Raw genomic sequence first — 15580 nt, forward strand, 5'->3', positions numbered from 1 at the left:
GATTCTTGACCGCCTGCTTCACCGCAGTGAGGTCATCTCATTCAGTGAGCACGATGACAGCCTCCGAATGAAGCATCGCAAGACCTTGTTTTCAGATACGCTGGCTCCATCCTAATTTGCGAAAGTGGTAACATCCTAATTTTCGAAAATGGTAACTTTCTACTTGACGGTTACAATGGGGTGCGGTTCCTTGAAATCAACTTATTTCCAAAATCAATTATATCATTCTCTTGAGGATAATAATATTGCATAGTCAAATAGGCACTTGAATGCTAATGGTCCCATTAATAAAAGGGTTTTTGGAAAGGACATAAGGGTTCAAACTACCTAAGATCTTGAAAACATTCTTTTGTTGAACAGTACGAACGCTAATCAGTTCCGGTGGGTCATAAGCTTCAATTTCTTTCCGATTCATTGACGTTCAATTCTGATTATTATAACCTATAATTGGTTATAACCAGTTGTCTGTTTCGTAAAGAAAAAAACGAAAGCGCTTACCGATTCGAAAGGAGGGCATTACAGGTTTACCATTTGCGATTAAAGATGTTTTTTTAGAGGAGGACTGAAATGATGAAGAAAAAAGGATTGACTAGAATTCTGTTATCCACACTGCTCGTCTTTCCATTTGCTACTCATCAGACACAAGCAGAAGTCTTGGATGAAGAGCCGAATGTTCATAAACAGTGGAAGTTGAAGTATCATGAAAACTTTAGTAAGCCTTTGCCGATCGATACTGTTGATTGGACAGTGGATCATTACGGTGAGGATAGTCCTTGGCACGTAGACCACTTGGATGATGACGGTAAATTCTTTGAAATTCAAGGTGGTGATGATTTCTTCAGACAACTGAATAGTTTTGATCTGCTTCGAAAACGAGTAGAATTTGGCAAGGACAACTGGTTAACTGCAGAGTTTGCAGTAAGAGATTATGACAAGGATGGAAATCCCGATACTGAGGCGTCCTTGCGTAACCTAAAAATGAAAAAAGGATCCAAAGCAGCCGAGTTAAAAACGAGCTTTGATTCTGGATTAATCATACGTTCCACAGAAGCGTTACCCTCCGAATATAGGGTGGAATATGTATTGAAGAGTATTGATTTTGGTGGGCAGAGAAATGGCAGCTTTAGTTACGATGGCAAGTACAATGGCTATGAAATGGAGCAACGCAAGTCTAACCATCCCTGGAAGCGAAGCGGTGCATTCACTGGGGAAGCGAATCACTCAAACGAAAATTTTGGTGATGTGACGAAAGAAAATGGTTACTATTTCTTGTCCATTATGGATTATGAAAATCCTGCTCCCCATAACAATGTGTTCATTCACAATCACCGTAAAGTAGGCATGGATGCTTATAATACGAATGCAAGTTGGGCAAGTTCCTATGGAACCTGTGATCCTTCCACCGGAGAGCTCTATAATCAGCTAAGCGACAAGAGTACAAATAATGCTATTAATGGTCTCTTTTTTGCAGGCGACACATTTAGGGATTTGTCAATAGCCTATAATTCCTTCATTTTTGAGACAGAATGCGGATCGTACTCTGATACGGACACTGAGTATTCGATTATTGCAAATGCAGAAATCCAGCCAGAGCTTATGCCTGAGGAAAATTACAAGTTTGCGATTGAGCGGAATCAAACAGGATATGTGATGGAGATGACAGGAAACTTTAAATACATCGGTCACAAGACTCTGCGGTATGAACGGGAATTTATTCAGGACGGCAGGCCGATCTGGCATTACAACAACACTCCTGAAGAATATGATGGCCAATTTAATTCCACGATTACTTTTGAAGGCCCTTACGGTAGTTATTCTGTAGAACAGTGGCCGGAGGGTTCAGCGTACCCCGATAATTTCATCATTGGAATTCCGCATATTAATTACTACGAAGGTTCTGCAGTGATTGATGATATTAAGCTGTTTGTACCAAAAAATTGAAATAAGAGCAGCTAACTTATCGGGATGTAAAGTTCAGAACAATCATTTAATACCCTTTACAAGTTCTTTAAACTTTGTTAACTTATAAGAGAACTGGTTATAACCACTTTTAATATCTACGTTAGGAAGTGCCCGGGATCAAATGGATAAGAAAAGCAAGGTTCCTCTTTATTTGCAGCTCATGGAAAACTTGATTAAAAAAATCGAGGACAAAGAATATGCGGAGAACGAACAACTTCCATCCGAGCGTGAGCTATGTGAAATCTATAGTTTGAGTCGGATAACGGTTAGGCAAGCGCTACAAGATTTAGAACGTGAAGGTTATATATACAAAGTTCATGGTGTCGGCACCTTTGTCTCCTCTCGTCCATACAATCAAAATCTGGTTAAACTATATAGTTTTACAAATGAAATGGGAAGACTGGGAAAAAAACCATCAACTGAAGTTCTGTCATTCGAGATTATTGCTACCGATGAACGCTTAGCGGAAAAGGTGAACTTAGAGTCTCTGGAAGAAGTCTATAAGGTTGTCCGTTTGCGTTTAGCAGATGGAAGCCCGCTAATGTATGAAACTTCTTATATTCCCAAAAAAACATTTCCAAACCTGACCAGAGAAGCACTAAGTGAAAGGCCGATGTATGAAATCTTTAATGAGGATTATCAGATCGGGGTCACAAGAGCAATTGAACAGTTTTCAGCAACGCTTATCCAGGACCATGAAGCACAATTTCTAAAGGTCAAGAGTAAGCAGCCAGGAATGTTGGTTAAGCGTTTTTCATATCATCAAAATGAATTGATCGAATATACGATAAGCGTTGCGCTTGGAGACAAATTTTCATATACGGTGGAACTGACCTAGAGATTATCAGACTAGATAAACTTTATGTAGCAGGTCCATTCCTGACTCAACTGGTTATGACAACATAACCAATAATTTTATGGAGGGATTTCTAAATGCTTAATCTTGAACAGGAGCAGCTGGATGAATTGAAAGCGCTTCACACCGCACGTGAGATTTATCAGCAGCCATCCGTCTGGAAGGAACTGACTTATTCACTGCAAAAAAGTAAAGGAAGTATACAAAGCTTTATCCAAAAAATTTGCCTTAAACATGAGTATGTTAGGGTGATCTTTACAGGCGCGGGTACGTCGGCATTTGCGGGAGATACACTCGTACCGGTACTGCGTAAAGAGAATATTGACAACAAAAGTCTGCAGTTTGAATCTATACCGACAACCGACATTGTGTCGAATCCAACAGAATACTTGATTAGGCATATTCCGACCATACTCGTGTCGTTTGCCCGGTCAGGTAACAGTCCGGAGAGCGTGGCAACGGTGTCTCTGGGGAAAGAGTTGATCTCAGATTTTTACCAGGTCATTGTAACATGTAATAAAGATGGAAAACTCGCAAAGAACACAAAAGATGATCAGAATAGCATAACAGTTTTGATGCCTGAAAAAGCAAATGATCAGGCAATGGCTATGACAAGCAGTTTCACTAGTATGATTCTGGCTGCCTATACAATCTTTGCTCCTAATGAAGAGAGAAATTTTGAATCTGTGATTGAAAACGGACAGCGCCTCGTTGATACTGTCGCCGGCCAAGTGGATCGGATTTTGGAATATGAATTTGAACGAATTATTTATTTAGGGTCGGGAACTTTGGGTCAGCTTTCTCATGAAGCAGCATTGAAAATGTTGGAACTTTCCGCTGGTCATGTAGTGGCTATGCACGAATCTTCCCTGGGGTTCCGTCACGGACCCAAATCAGTATTAAATGATAAAACGGTCGTTGTCTTGTTTGTCTCCCAAGATTCTTACACCAGGAAGTATGATTTGGATATTCTACGTGAAATCGCTTCTGACCAATCCGATTTGAAAATTGTTGTATTAACCGATAAAAGTGATGCTTCAGTAGAAGAGCTAGCGGATTGGGTCATCCCGGTCAATCCGGACGGATTAAAGGTATCGAATGACTTTGAGCTTGCTTTGCTGTATATCATCTTTGCACAGGTTTTTGCAATGAAAAAATCGTTGAAGCTAGGAATCACACCAGATAATCCAAGTCCGGAGGGCCGAATTAATCGGGTAGTTGAAGGGGTTAAGATTTACCATTTTACGAAGTAAAAAGGGGTGTCAAGATGCTGGCCAATTTGCTGACGGAAGAAACGGTTGTTATAGCTGAGGCTTGTGATACATGGAAGGATGCCGTAAAAACTGGCGGAGAATTATTGAAGAAGACGGGAGCTATTGAAGGTCAATATATCACGGCCATGGAAGAATCCGTTGAAAAAAATGGTCCATACATGGTCATTGCTCCGGGTATTGCCTTGCTTCATGCGAGACCGGAAGACGGTGTCAAGGAAGCGTGCATGAGTTTGCAAATATTGAAAAATGGTGTGCCTTTCGGTCATGAGAAAAGAGATCCGGTCACATTGGTATTTGCGTTTGGTGCTGTCGATGCACAGTCACACTTAGCTGCATTGCAACAGTTGATGGAATTGCTTAATGATGAGAAGCGACTGAATAAACTGAGGGAATCAAATGATGTTACAGAGGCATTGGCACTCCTGAATGAACTGCAGAAAATATAAGAAAGGGTGAAGAACATGTTGGCTTTAAACTATATAGAAGAAATCGAAGGGATTATTAAAAAAGTAATGACAACACAAGTGGATGCCATTAAAGAAGCATCCGCATTGGTTACCGAAGCGGTCAAAAATGATCGATTGGTTCATATCTTTGGGTGTGGTCATTCCCAAATGTATGCGGAAGAGATTTTTTACAGAGCCGGCGGACTTGTTGCAGTGAATCCGATTCTAGAACCTGCTCTGTCTTTAAGGCCTGAAGCCACCAAAAGTACATGGTTCGAGCGGCTTGATGGTTATGCCAAAAAAATTCTAGATAGTGAAGAAACAGAAAAAGGCGATGTGATGATCATTGCCTCTACATCGGGCAGAAACTCGGTTCCTGTCGAGATGGCGCTGGAAGCGAAGAAAAAGGGATTAAACGTGATCGCGCTAACATCCACAGAGTTTACAAATGATGTAACCTCCAGACATGCATCCGGAAAGAGATTAATTGATATTGCGGATGTCGTATTAGACAACTGCGGAGTGAGCGGAGATGCGGTCATGGAAGTGGAAGGGTTTGCAACCAAGTTTGGTCCTACTTCCTCGGTAATCGGCATGATGCTCTTACAGAGCATCATTGTACAAACGATTGGCGATTTGTTGGATGAAGGAATAGAACCTAGCGTTTGGGTAAGTTCCAATCTGGACCAAGGCGATGAAATCAATAAGGAACATATTCGCAAATACAAAAGTCGAGTGAAATGCTTATAATCCAAAAAAGCAGGAGGAGATTCTGATGAAGATTTATACTGTATGCGGTATGGGGTTTGGAACCAGCCTCATGGTAAAGATGACAATTGACGAGGTTCTGCAGGAAATCGGAAAAGAAGCTAACGTCGAGGCCATTGATATGGGATCCGCAAAAGGCCTGAGTGCAGATTTATTTGTAACCTCAAACGATATGAAAGGCTCATTTCCGAGCGTTGATGCACCGGTTATTTATCTGGAAAACATGGTAGATAAAGCGGAAATCAAGGAGAAGATTCTTGGCTTTGTCGGTGTGTGACAAGGATGTCGGGGGACTAAGAAATACCTATGAATGATTAGCTCAGAAATGGGGGGGATGTTTATGTTAGATTTTATCATTCAGTTATTGACAACACCGGCCATTATGCTTGGAATGGTTGCATTAATCGGTCTGCTCATTCAGCGAAAAGGGTTTGGGGATGTTGTCAAAGGAACCTTTAAAACGATTTTGGGAATCCTTATATTAACAGCCGGATCCAGTGTGATTGTCCAATATATTACTCCGTTTAGTGAAATGTTCACCGAGGCCTTTCAATTGACAGGAGTCGTGCCATTTGATGAAGCGGTCATAGGGGCACTCTCAGAAAATGTAACTGAGATTGCCCGAAACACCTCTTTGATTTTGGCGTTTGGATTCGTGGTCAATATCATTTTAGCCAGGCTTTCCCCGTTTAAGTATATCTATCTGACAGGCCACATGCTCTGGATTATGTCGGGAGCATTGGCATGGGCATTTTATGACCTCGGATATTCTACTACCGAAGCGGTCCTATGGGGCTCTTTAATTCAGGGGTTGGTCTTGGTCCTATTCCCGGCTCTTGCCCAGCCAATTATGAGGAAAGTCACCGGCAATGATCAAATTGCTTACGGGCATTTAACCACAAGTGGTGTGGTGCTTTCAGCTTATATTGGGAAGGCGTTCGGAAATGCTTCGAAGGGTTCCGAAGAAGTTAAAATGCCCAAAGGGCTAGAAATGTTTAAAGATACGGCAATTTCGATTTCAGTAGTGATGTTGATTTTGTACTTGATTACAGCTCTTGTGGCGGGACCGGAGTTTATTGGAACCTTGAGCGGAGACCAGAATTGGCTGGTGTTCTCTATCGTTCAGGCGTTTGGATTTACTGCAGGGGTTCTGATCTTGCTCCAGGGTGTAAGGATGTTCTTGGGAGAGATTGTCCCGGCATTCCGCGGAGTTGCAGTGAAATTGGTTCCGGGTGCTAAGCCAGCTTTAGATGTTCCTGTTATTTTCGGGTTCGCTCCAACCGCGTTAATGATCGGCTTTGTTTTCTCCGTCATTGGTATGGTCATCGGTATGTTTGTTTCCAAAGCGTTTGGAACAGTTATTCCATTGCCTTCTATTATCGGCGGATTCTTTACAGGGGGAGCAGCGGGAATATTCGGTAATGCTTTGGGCGGAAGGCGCGGAGCGATGGTAGCCGGTGTTGTATATGGATTGATTCTTACGATTCCGGTTGCGCTGTTCTATCCTTTGTTCGGTTTGGAAGTGTACGGGATTTCAGGAGTTGCATTCCTAGTACCGGATGGAATTATTGTTCTTACCTTACTAAAGATCTTCTCCGACCTGAATATTGTTCCCATCGTTGTAATCGCTTCCATAGTAGGGGTGCTTGCATCGGGCTTGATTAAGCGAAGAAGGAATGTAGAAACAGAAGAGAAAATGGTGAGTAAGTCATAAACGTTTTATCACAATTTCAATTGAAGAAGGAATCAACCTATGAATTACTACGTAATAGCTGATCAGTTTTTATTGGAAGACGGCACAAGAGAATCGGGTTACCTCGAAATAAGAGACGGGATATTCTCTGGATTTAAAGATGAAATTCCTTACAATGCGGAAGTCATGGATTGGAAAGGTTATATGGTTGCTCCCGGTTTATTTGACACGCACATTCACGGCGTCAAAGGATATGACGTCATGGATGGAACGGTAGAGGCCGTACTGGAGATTTCCAAAGCGGTTGTTCAGTTGGGTGTTACCCGTTTTCTTCCGACGACATTGACCTCTTCCGATGAAGCATTAGAAAAAGCAATTCTTGCAATTGTGAAGGCAACAGAAAACGAAATGCCTGGTGCCCAATCGGAAGGGATTTTTTTGGAAGGCCCTTATTTTACAGATAAGTATAAAGGTGCCCAAAACCCTAAGTACTTTAGAGATCCGGACATTGATGAATTTATGAAGTGGCAAAAGCTTGCGGACGGAAGCATTATAAAGGTTGCGCTTGCCCCGGAACGACAGCGTGCGATGGAATTTATCAGAGCAGTAAGCAAACAGGCGTTGGTCAGCATTGCACATACCGATGCGGATTATGATTGCTGTATGGAAGCTGTAAACGCGGGCGTCCGTAACTATGTCCACCTCTTTAATGGAATGTCCGGTTTACATCACCGTGAGCCGGGCACAGTAGGTGCTGCTTTAAGTGAGGAACGTGCCTTTGCAGAATTGATTTGCGATGGACACCACGTCCACCCGTCTGTGGCCTCAATGGCTCTGGAGTATAAAAAGGATCATCTTGTTCTCATTACGGATTGTATGCGCGCGGGTCTGATGCCTGACGGTCAGTATGTTCTTGGGGAATATCCCGTGACAATCAGAAATGGAGTGGCTCGGACGGAAACTGGATCTCTCGCAGGAAGCACACTGAAACTGATTGATGGGGTGCAGAACTTACAAAATTGGAGTGGCCGATCTTTATCCGAAATCTGGCATCGTGCTTCTTTATCTCCTGCCGCCAGTATCGGAAAAGCAGAACAGCTCGGAAGTATTCAAAAAGGAAAAGTAGCGGACTTTGTTGTTGTAGATGCCGATTTGACGATCATGGCGACAACGGTAGATGGAGTTTTGAAATACGTAAGAGATCCACAATCAGTTTCATACTTATAGGTCATTATCATCATGGGGGAATCACTATGACGCACTTACAAAACACGAAAGATATGTTAATCAAAGCAAGAAGAGAAGGCTATGCGGTTCCTGCGTTTAATATTCACAACTTGGAAACAATACAAACTGTTGTTGAGGCGGCTGTTGAAATGAAATCGCCTGTCATTTTGGCTGCTACACCCGGGACAATGAAATATGCCGGAAGGGCCTATATCCAAGCAATTTCTGAAGTAGCTGCTAAGGAGAATGAAATCCCAATCGCTCTGCACCTGGATCATCACGAAACAGTAGGATCGATTGCTCAATCGCTGAAACTGGGAACAAAATCAGTCATGATTGACGGTTCCCATAACTCCTTCGAAGAAAACATTGAATTAACGAAGAAGGTTGTTGAGTTGGCCCACTCTTACGGAGCCACTGTGGAGGCAGAACTGGGAAAGCTTATTGGTCAGGAAGATGACTTAATCGTTGAAGCAAAAGATGCTGCTTATACGGACCCTGATGCTGTTGTGGAATTTGTGGAGCGGACTGGCGTTGATTCATTAGCGGTTGCATTCGGTACTGGTCATGGAGTGTATGAGACCAAGCCAAATCTGGATTTTGACCGGTTGGAGAAGATCGGAAAATTGGTTGACCTTCCTATTGTTTTGCACGGGGCCTCCGGTATTTCCAAGGAGGATGTGCGGAAATGTATTTCTTTGGGATGCGCTAAAGTGAATATATCTACGGAATTAAAAATTCCTTTTTCAACGGCTTTACGAGAATTTTTGGTGGGAAACCCAAAGGAGTCGGATACAAGAAAATACATGGCGCCTGCAAAAGAGAAAATGAAGGAAGCTGTAATTAATAAGATCCTTATTTGTATGAGTGACGGGAAGATTTAACTCTTCTTCATTCATCGTATTTGAATGGTAAAGGAGTGCGGGTAAATGGTTCTTACAGTTACCTTAAATCCTTCTGTTGATATTAGGTACAAACTTGATCAGTTTGAGCTGGACACGGTGAACCGTGTGACAGACGTCTCTAAGACAGCAGGCGGGAAAGGTCTAAATGTTTCGAGGGTGCTCGTGCAATTGGGTGAAAAGGTTTCGGCTACAGGATTTCTGGGAGGGAGTCTGGGGGAGTTTATCCGTACTCAAATTAATGAACTGTCAATTGAGGATTATTTTATAGACAGCCAAGAGGAGACGCGAAATTGCATCGCGATCATTCATGATGGCAGACAAACAGAGGTGCTAGAAAGCGGCCCGGAAATCAGTAAGCAAATAGCGGAAGAGTTCTTGGAGAAATTTGATACATTCTCTAAGCAGGCGGACGTCATTACCATTTCAGGAAGTTTGCCTAGAGGACTTAATACAGATTTCTATGAAGAAATATTGAAGATTACTAATGGTGCCGGTTCCATTGTTTTGTTGGATACGAGTGGCCAAGCACTTAAACGTTCACTGGAAGGTGTCCATAAACCTCATTTGATAAAACCCAATTTGGAAGAGTTGGCGCAATTAGTGAACCGGGAGATCGGTACAGAGCAACAAGTGATTAGTGCTTTTCAGGATCCCGTTTTAAATGGGGTGCAATGGGTTGTGGTGACGTTGGGAAGCAGGGGGGCGTTGGTTCGCTTCAAAGAAACTCTTTACCGTGTGCAAATTCCTGAAGTAACCGTGAAAAACCCGGTAGGCTCCGGAGATTCCGTCATCGCGGGATTTGCATTTGCTTTGTCACGTCAGCTCCCGCCCACAGAAGTAATAAAATATGGAATTGCGATGGGGGTCCTGAATGCCATGGAGGAAATGACAGGTTTCATCGACACCCAGAAAATTGATTGGTGTTTACGAGAAATTCGCGTTGAAAAGCTGAGTTGATCTAGACAGCATATTCGAACAGAGAGCTTTGGGAAGGTACCGTAAAGGAGTTGGACAAGGATGATGGAAAGGGACTTTCAAGTAAAAGACCAAGCAGGTGTTCACGCACGGCCTGCTTCGATTCTGGTAGATACAGCGAATCAATACCAATCTGAACTCAAAATCAGGTACAGTGGAAAATCAGCCAATTTAAAGTCGATTTTGGGTGTGATGACCCTCGGTATTCCTTACGGTGAGGAATTTACCATACAGGCAGAAGGCGCAGACGAGGAAGAGGCCATTCGGAAACTGGAAGAAACATTAAAAAATGAAGGTTTGATTGGATGATGAATGTACAGGGAATCGCTGCGTCAAGCGGAATTGCCATCGCAAGAGCGTTTCTTCTGGTCGAGCCGGACCTTTCATTCAACAAACGAAAGGTTAATGACGGTGCTAAAGAAATAGAACGCTTTCGGGAAGCCTTGTCTCTTGCCAAAAATGAAGTTGCAGAAATACGAGCCTCTGCGGCGGATGAGATAGGCTGGACTGAAGCAGCAATATTCGACGCGCACTTGCTGGTCTTGAATGATCCGGAATTTATAGGGCCAATCGAAGATAAAATCAAAAGTGAGCAAATCAATGCAGAGTTTGCGTTAAGGGATACGGCAGACCAATTCATTAAACTGTTTGAGGCGATGGATAATGAATATATGAGGGAACGGGGAGGCGACCTCCGGGATGTAGCCAATCGGGTGATGTCCCATTTGCTTGGTGTACATATCATGAATCCCAGTGAGGTTTCTGAAGAAGTCATCATTATTGCGGAAGATCTAACTCCTTCCGATACCGTTCAATTGAACCGAAAGTACGTGCAAGGGTTTGTAACGAATATTGGCGGGAGAACCTCACACTCGGCAATCATGGCCCGTTCATTGGAGATTCCTGCAGTAGTTGGAACAAAGGATGCAACCAAGCATGTTCAAAACGGCGACACAGTTATTGTGGACGGGATAGAAGGAGTCGTGCTTCTTAACCCGGGTCATGAACAAATTACCCTATACGAAAAGAAACAGCAGATGTATCAAAATCAGCGAGCAGAGTGGAAGAAATTAGTGGGTGAGCCTACAACTACAATTGATCATCATGAAGTTGAGTTAGCTGCTAATATTGGAACTCCCGAGGACCTGGAGGGAGTTATTTCAAATGGAGCCGAAGGAATCGGGTTGTTCCGGACCGAGTTTTTATACATGGGGAAAGACCGGCTGCCTTCAGAAGACGAGCAATTTGAAGTTTATAAACAAGTGCTCCAGGCAATGGGAGACCAGCCGGTTGTCGTGCGGACCTTGGATATAGGCGGTGATAAAGAGCTTTCCTATTTAAATCTCCCTAATGAATTGAATCCATTTTTGGGATTCCGTGCGATTCGTTTGTGTCTTGAGGAAAAGGAGATTTTCAGACCGCAGCTTAAAGCTCTCTTGCGAGCAAGCGTATTCGGGAATCTGAAGATAATGTTCCCTATGATCGCCACTTTGGAGGAGTTTCGTCAGGCCAAAAAGATGCTGGAAGAAGAAAAAAATGCACTCCTTGAGAAGGGTGTGCAAGTTGCCGACGGCATTGAAGTCGGCATCATGGTAGAAGTTCCGTCAACAGCACTACTAGCGAACCAATTCGCAAGAGAAGTGGATTTCTTCAGCATTGGCACAAATGACTTAATTCAATATTCAATGGCAGCAGATCGGATGAATGAACGTGTTTCCTATTTATATCAGCCCTATAACCCGGCCATACTCAGGCTGATTAAGATGGTAATCGACGCTTCCCACCGGGAAGGAAAATGGACAGGAATGTGCGGGGAAATGGCAGGAGACGAAGTGGCAATTCCGCTATTGCTCGGCTTGGGCTTGGATGAGTTCTCAATGAGTGCCACATCTATCCTAAAAGCGCGGAGACAGATTCGCGGATTAAAACAAGCCGATCTGATCGATCTTGCCAATGAAGCACTACAACTTGGAACAAACGAAGAAGTTGAACGATTGGTGAATGCTCGTTTACATTTATGGGAGCAAGTATGATGGAATCGAAAACTTCCCTAAAGGATCTGTCACTACGACCGGTAGTATACAAAGTCCTCTTAGTCCTTGTACTGGTTATAATGCGCACTCGTCCGAGGAGTGCGTGTTTTTAGCTTTTTGATCAAGTCTGTTGCTATGGTGCTTTGACGGGCTCCGTACGATTCCCGCAAGACGGCAGCACCTATGTAGAATTGGTTGACGCAGCGGACCGACGGATGTATGCCGAGAAGGGCGGAAGGAAGAGCATTCATATCCATTGGCTGGCGACATCTGTTGAGGTGTCGTTTTTTTGTTGTGCAAAAAGTGATGAGGGTCTGCCTTCTGTTCTAATTTGTATTCCAAGGGATATATTGATACAACCACTAGATGAACTATTTATCCACTCAAATCTATTAGATGAAATTTAAGGCAGTAATCTAGTTCTTATAGCGGTATGACGAAACAGGTATTAAGGTCAAAGAATTTTTATCCAACTAAAACCCTCATTGACCCATTCGCTTTACCATGCTAAACTACCAAATAGTCCGAATAACATACAACTTAAAATTTTATACAAACTTCTTATCCAGAGCGGCGGAGGGACTGGCCCGACGATGCCCGGCAACCGGCAGGCGAAAGCTTGTATCGGTGCTAATTCCTGTGGGAGTGATCCCAGAAGATGAGAAGAGTCCGCCGATATCATCGCCACGCACTCTTCTTCATGGAGTGCGTTTTTTATTTGTCCGGGTGTTGGATAAAGGATTCCGCCGCCTGGACGAATCGTTCCGCCAAGGGAGAGGTATCCGGCCGGTTCCAAGCCAAATAAAGGCAGATGGCATCAGCCGCGCTTTCAATCTCCCGGTAAACAATCTCCTCCCGCTGGGACTCGGCCGCGGCGGTCGACACGATGGAAATACCGATGCCAGCTGCGACAAGGGAGAGGATAGTCGTGACGCCTTCCGCTTCCTGGCGGATGTCGGGGCTGATGCCGGCCCGGTTGCATAGGGCAATGATCTGGTCAAAGTAGCCGGCTTCCTCGCCCCTAGGCGGCAGGATAAACGGCTCGCCACTCAGTTCGGATAGCCGGATCGGTGAAGTGTCGGCAGCGAGAGGATGGGAGGACGGCAGGGCGACGACGAACGGATAGTCGTACAGGTGGAAGAATCCCAGCGCGTCCCCGTCGATCGGCGGGCAGAGGAAGCCGATGTCGATCCGGCGCTCCTTCAACGCTTCGTTCTGCATTGCGCTCGACATCCGGTGAAGGATGAGTTCGACGTCCGGATGCTTGTCCTTGAACGAGCGGAGAATCCGGATGATGCCGCTGCTCAGCATCCCCGTGTAGCCGACGGCGAGCTTGCCGGCTTCACCGTTATGGATCTTCCGGGCCTGGGTGGTCGCACGCTCAAGATTGCCCATGATGGCCTTTGCCTCCCGGAGGAGATGATTGCCCGCAGGGGTGAGCCGTACGGAACGATTGGTCCGGTAGAAAAGCTGCGCTCCGATTTCTTCTTCCAGCTGTGCGATCTGTTGGGAGAGGGGCGGTTGGCTTATGTTCAGTTCCTTGGCAGCGCGCCCGAAATGCAGGTGTTCGGCGACGGCGATAAAGTATCTCAGATGTCTTAATTCCATGGCGGACTCCTCCGGTGGAAGTAAATGGTTGATTGATAGCCTGTACGTATCGTTACATCTTTAATACATATTATCCCGATAGGGGTCAGAATGGTAGTATATTTCAAAAGATTAAATGTCGGAATATTTATATAGGGAGGAAGGCCAATGTTTGCTCCTGCAAATGACTTTAATACATTCCTGAAAAACCGATTTACCACTCACGGGAAGAGAACCGCTCTTCATGCGGCTGGTGAGTCGATCAATTATGAGGATTTGTTTGCGGAATCCAACCGCCTGGCGAATGCGTTTATCCGCGCTGGTGTCCGCCGCAATACGCGGATCGGGATGCTCATTCCAAACAGCATCGAATACGTAGTCACCGAGCTTGCCATCTATTTCTCCGGCGGGACGAAGGTCGCGCTTAACACGATGCTCCGGGAAGCGGACATCGAATACATTCTGAATGACTCAAGTGCGGAGATCATGGTCGTGGACCACCAGTACCTGCCGGTCATCGAAAATGTGAAAGACAAGCTCACGACGGTGCGACAGATTGTCGTCCTGAATGGGCCGGCGGATCAGCCTGAAGAATACGTGGATTGGCACGCATTCAAGGACAGCGAATCGGCTGAGTTCCCGGAAGTGGGCAACGTTCCGAACGACATGACGACCATCCAGTACACGGGCGGAACGACAGGGGAGCCGAAGGGTGTCATCTATACACGAGAGCGGACACTTCTGACACTGTCGTCGATCATCATCGATGCGGACGTGCATCACGACGAGAAGATCCTCGTCACGACACCGCTTCCGCATGCGGCCTGGCTCTATACGTATTCGGGGCTGATCATGGGCGCGGAGATCTTCATTGAGGAAAAGTTCGACCTGGAGACGGTCGTCCGCCACATCGAAGAAAACCGGATCACGTTCCTGAGTCTGGTACCGACAATCATCTACCGCCTGCTGGATCACCTGGAGGGCAAGGACATCGACGTCAGCTCGATCCGTACGATCCAGTACGGCACCGCTCCGATTACCGCGGAGCGGCTCAAGCAGGGACTGGAGCGGTTCGGTCCCGTCTTCACCCAGATCTACGGGCTGAGCGAAACGCAGAGCGCTGCGACATGGCTGAGAAAAGATGATCACCTGAAAGGCGGAAAGCTGCTCCGGAGCTGCGGAAAGCCTGCCTATTTCAGCGCGGTGAAGATCGTTGATGATGAGGGGAACGAAGTGCCGGCAGGAGAGCCGGGCGAGATCCTGGTCAAGGCGGTTACGAACATGACCGGCTACCTGAACAAGCCGGACAAGACTCGCGAAGCGTTGACGGAAGACGGCTGGCTCCACACAGGCGACGTCGGCTCGAAGGACGAGGACGGCTATGTCTACCTGCTCGACCGCAAAAAAGACATGATCATCAGCGGCGGCATGAACGTCTACTCGTCGGAAGTCGAAAATGCCCTCCAGCTGCACCCGGACATCCGCCAAGTCGCCGTCATCGGCGTGCCGGACGAAGACTGGGGCGAAGCGGTCCATGCCTTTGTCATCCTTAAGGACACCATCACCGACGAAGAACTCGTCCGCTTTGCAAAAGACAATATGTCCAAATACAAAGTGCCTAAAGCCTTCCACATCGTCGACGAATTCCCGCTCACCAACTACGGCAAAGTCGACAAGAAAGCCTTGCGTGAACCGTTCTGGAAAGTGAAAGAGCGGCAGATCTGAGTTTGACTGTGATGTTGATTGCAGTGGAAGGCCCGAGACTCCTGCGGGAACAGCGTTAGCTGAATACCCCGTTGGATGTTGCGCAACGCTGCGCGATGCGCACAGACGCCAGTCTTCGTACTGGCGCCG

At 45.5% G+C, this 15580-nt stretch carries 14 protein-coding genes and 1 riboswitch; of the genes, 13 read left to right on the forward strand and 1 reads right to left on the reverse strand.

What is annotated here, in order from left to right; all coding sequences use genetic code 11:
- The first annotated feature begins 567 nt into the window (after window positions 1-567).
- From AC6CHQ_RS12945 to ptsP, 12 genes are all read left to right on the forward strand, one after another.
- A complete protein-coding gene (locus AC6CHQ_RS12945; RefSeq protein WP_498081702.1) occupies window positions 568-1941 on the forward strand; it encodes a hypothetical protein in 1374 nt (457 codons plus the stop codon).
- A gap of 142 nt (window positions 1942-2083) precedes the next feature.
- Complete coding sequence (locus tag AC6CHQ_RS12950) at window positions 2084-2800, forward strand: GntR family transcriptional regulator (RefSeq protein WP_498081703.1); 717 nt, start codon at window positions 2084-2086, stop codon at window positions 2798-2800.
- A gap of 95 nt (window positions 2801-2895) precedes the next feature.
- Window positions 2896-4071 carry an SIS domain-containing protein gene (locus AC6CHQ_RS12955; RefSeq protein ID WP_498081704.1) on the forward strand — a complete coding sequence of 392 codons (1176 nt, stop codon included), beginning with the start codon at window positions 2896-2898 and terminating at the stop codon, window positions 4069-4071.
- A gap of 14 nt (window positions 4072-4085) precedes the next feature.
- Window positions 4086-4538 carry a PTS sugar transporter subunit IIA gene (locus AC6CHQ_RS12960; RefSeq protein ID WP_498081705.1) on the forward strand — a complete coding sequence of 151 codons (453 nt, stop codon included), beginning with the start codon at window positions 4086-4088 and terminating at the stop codon, window positions 4536-4538.
- 15 nt (window positions 4539-4553) lie between these two features.
- Window positions 4554-5288: a sugar isomerase domain-containing protein gene (locus AC6CHQ_RS12965; protein ID WP_498081706.1), complete on the forward strand. Its 735-nt coding sequence runs from the start codon at window positions 4554-4556 to the stop codon at window positions 5286-5288.
- A 25-nt stretch (window positions 5289-5313) separates the two neighbouring features.
- The gene (locus AC6CHQ_RS12970; protein ID WP_498081707.1) at window positions 5314-5583 is read left to right on the forward strand and encodes a PTS sugar transporter subunit IIB; all 270 of its coding nucleotides are present in this window, start codon (window positions 5314-5316) and stop codon (window positions 5581-5583) included.
- A 63-nt stretch (window positions 5584-5646) separates the two neighbouring features.
- Window positions 5647-7020: a PTS ascorbate transporter subunit IIC gene (gene ulaA / locus AC6CHQ_RS12975; RefSeq protein WP_498081708.1), complete on the forward strand. Its 1374-nt coding sequence runs from the start codon at window positions 5647-5649 to the stop codon at window positions 7018-7020.
- A gap of 39 nt (window positions 7021-7059) precedes the next feature.
- Complete coding sequence (gene nagA, locus AC6CHQ_RS12980) at window positions 7060-8226, forward strand: N-acetylglucosamine-6-phosphate deacetylase (protein WP_498081709.1); 1167 nt, start codon at window positions 7060-7062, stop codon at window positions 8224-8226.
- A 26-nt stretch (window positions 8227-8252) separates the two neighbouring features.
- Entirely contained in the window at window positions 8253-9110 is an 858-nt protein-coding gene (gatY, locus tag AC6CHQ_RS12985; RefSeq protein ID WP_498081710.1) for a tagatose-bisphosphate aldolase subunit GatY, read from the forward strand.
- A gap of 45 nt (window positions 9111-9155) precedes the next feature.
- The gene (gene pfkB / locus AC6CHQ_RS12990) at window positions 9156-10088 is read left to right on the forward strand and encodes a 1-phosphofructokinase (protein ID WP_498081711.1); all 933 of its coding nucleotides are present in this window, start codon (window positions 9156-9158) and stop codon (window positions 10086-10088) included.
- A gap of 60 nt (window positions 10089-10148) precedes the next feature.
- Window positions 10149-10415 carry a phosphocarrier protein HPr gene (locus AC6CHQ_RS12995; RefSeq protein WP_498081712.1) on the forward strand — a complete coding sequence of 89 codons (267 nt, stop codon included), beginning with the start codon at window positions 10149-10151 and terminating at the stop codon, window positions 10413-10415.
- The gene (ptsP, locus tag AC6CHQ_RS13000) at window positions 10412-12139 is read left to right on the forward strand and encodes a phosphoenolpyruvate--protein phosphotransferase (protein WP_498081713.1); all 1728 of its coding nucleotides are present in this window, start codon (window positions 10412-10414) and stop codon (window positions 12137-12139) included. Before AC6CHQ_RS12995 ends, ptsP begins: the two co-directional genes overlap by 4 nt.
- Window positions 12140-12697: 558 nt before the next feature.
- Window positions 12698-12804: riboswitch (SAM riboswitch) on the forward strand.
- Between the two features lie 49 nt (window positions 12805-12853).
- Here the strand turns inward: ptsP and AC6CHQ_RS13005 are convergent.
- Window positions 12854-13747: a LysR family transcriptional regulator gene (locus AC6CHQ_RS13005; protein WP_498081714.1), complete on the reverse strand. Its 894-nt coding sequence runs from the start codon at window positions 13745-13747 to the stop codon at window positions 12854-12856.
- A gap of 147 nt (window positions 13748-13894) precedes the next feature.
- Between AC6CHQ_RS13005 and AC6CHQ_RS13010 the strand changes: the two genes are divergently transcribed.
- The gene (locus AC6CHQ_RS13010) at window positions 13895-15451 is read left to right on the forward strand and encodes a long-chain-fatty-acid--CoA ligase (protein WP_498081715.1); all 1557 of its coding nucleotides are present in this window, start codon (window positions 13895-13897) and stop codon (window positions 15449-15451) included.
- Window positions 15452-15580: the final 129 nt, after the last annotated feature.

It is taken from the genome of Bhargavaea sp. GQ12 (genome assembly GCF_059758705.1).

Excerpts from the sequence above, each read along its gene's own strand:
- AC6CHQ_RS12945 (WP_498081702.1), top strand. The coding sequence starts at position 568 with ATGATGAAGAAAAAAGGATTGACTAGAATTCTGTTATCCACACTGCTC.
- AC6CHQ_RS12950 (WP_498081703.1), top strand. The coding sequence starts at position 2,084 with ATGGATAAGAAAAGCAAGGTTCCTCTTTATTTGCAGCTCATGGAAAAC.
- AC6CHQ_RS12955 (WP_498081704.1), top strand. The coding sequence starts at position 2,896 with ATGCTTAATCTTGAACAGGAGCAGCTGGATGAATTGAAAGCGCTTCAC.
- AC6CHQ_RS12960 (WP_498081705.1), top strand. The coding sequence starts at position 4,086 with ATGCTGGCCAATTTGCTGACGGAAGAAACGGTTGTTATAGCTGAGGCT.
- AC6CHQ_RS12965 (WP_498081706.1), top strand. The coding sequence starts at position 4,554 with ATGTTGGCTTTAAACTATATAGAAGAAATCGAAGGGATTATTAAAAAA.
- AC6CHQ_RS12970 (WP_498081707.1), top strand. The coding sequence starts at position 5,314 with ATGAAGATTTATACTGTATGCGGTATGGGGTTTGGAACCAGCCTCATG.
- ulaA (WP_498081708.1), top strand. The coding sequence starts at position 5,647 with ATGTTAGATTTTATCATTCAGTTATTGACAACACCGGCCATTATGCTT.
- nagA (WP_498081709.1), top strand. The coding sequence starts at position 7,060 with ATGAATTACTACGTAATAGCTGATCAGTTTTTATTGGAAGACGGCACA.
- gatY (WP_498081710.1), top strand. The coding sequence starts at position 8,253 with ATGACGCACTTACAAAACACGAAAGATATGTTAATCAAAGCAAGAAGA.
- pfkB (WP_498081711.1), top strand. The coding sequence starts at position 9,156 with ATGGTTCTTACAGTTACCTTAAATCCTTCTGTTGATATTAGGTACAAA.
- AC6CHQ_RS12995 (WP_498081712.1), top strand. The coding sequence starts at position 10,149 with ATGATGGAAAGGGACTTTCAAGTAAAAGACCAAGCAGGTGTTCACGCA.
- ptsP (WP_498081713.1), top strand. The coding sequence starts at position 10,412 with ATGATGAATGTACAGGGAATCGCTGCGTCAAGCGGAATTGCCATCGCA.
- AC6CHQ_RS13005 (WP_498081714.1), bottom strand. The coding sequence starts at position 13,747 with ATGGAATTAAGACATCTGAGATACTTTATCGCCGTCGCCGAACACCTG.
- AC6CHQ_RS13010 (WP_498081715.1), top strand. The coding sequence starts at position 13,895 with ATGTTTGCTCCTGCAAATGACTTTAATACATTCCTGAAAAACCGATTT.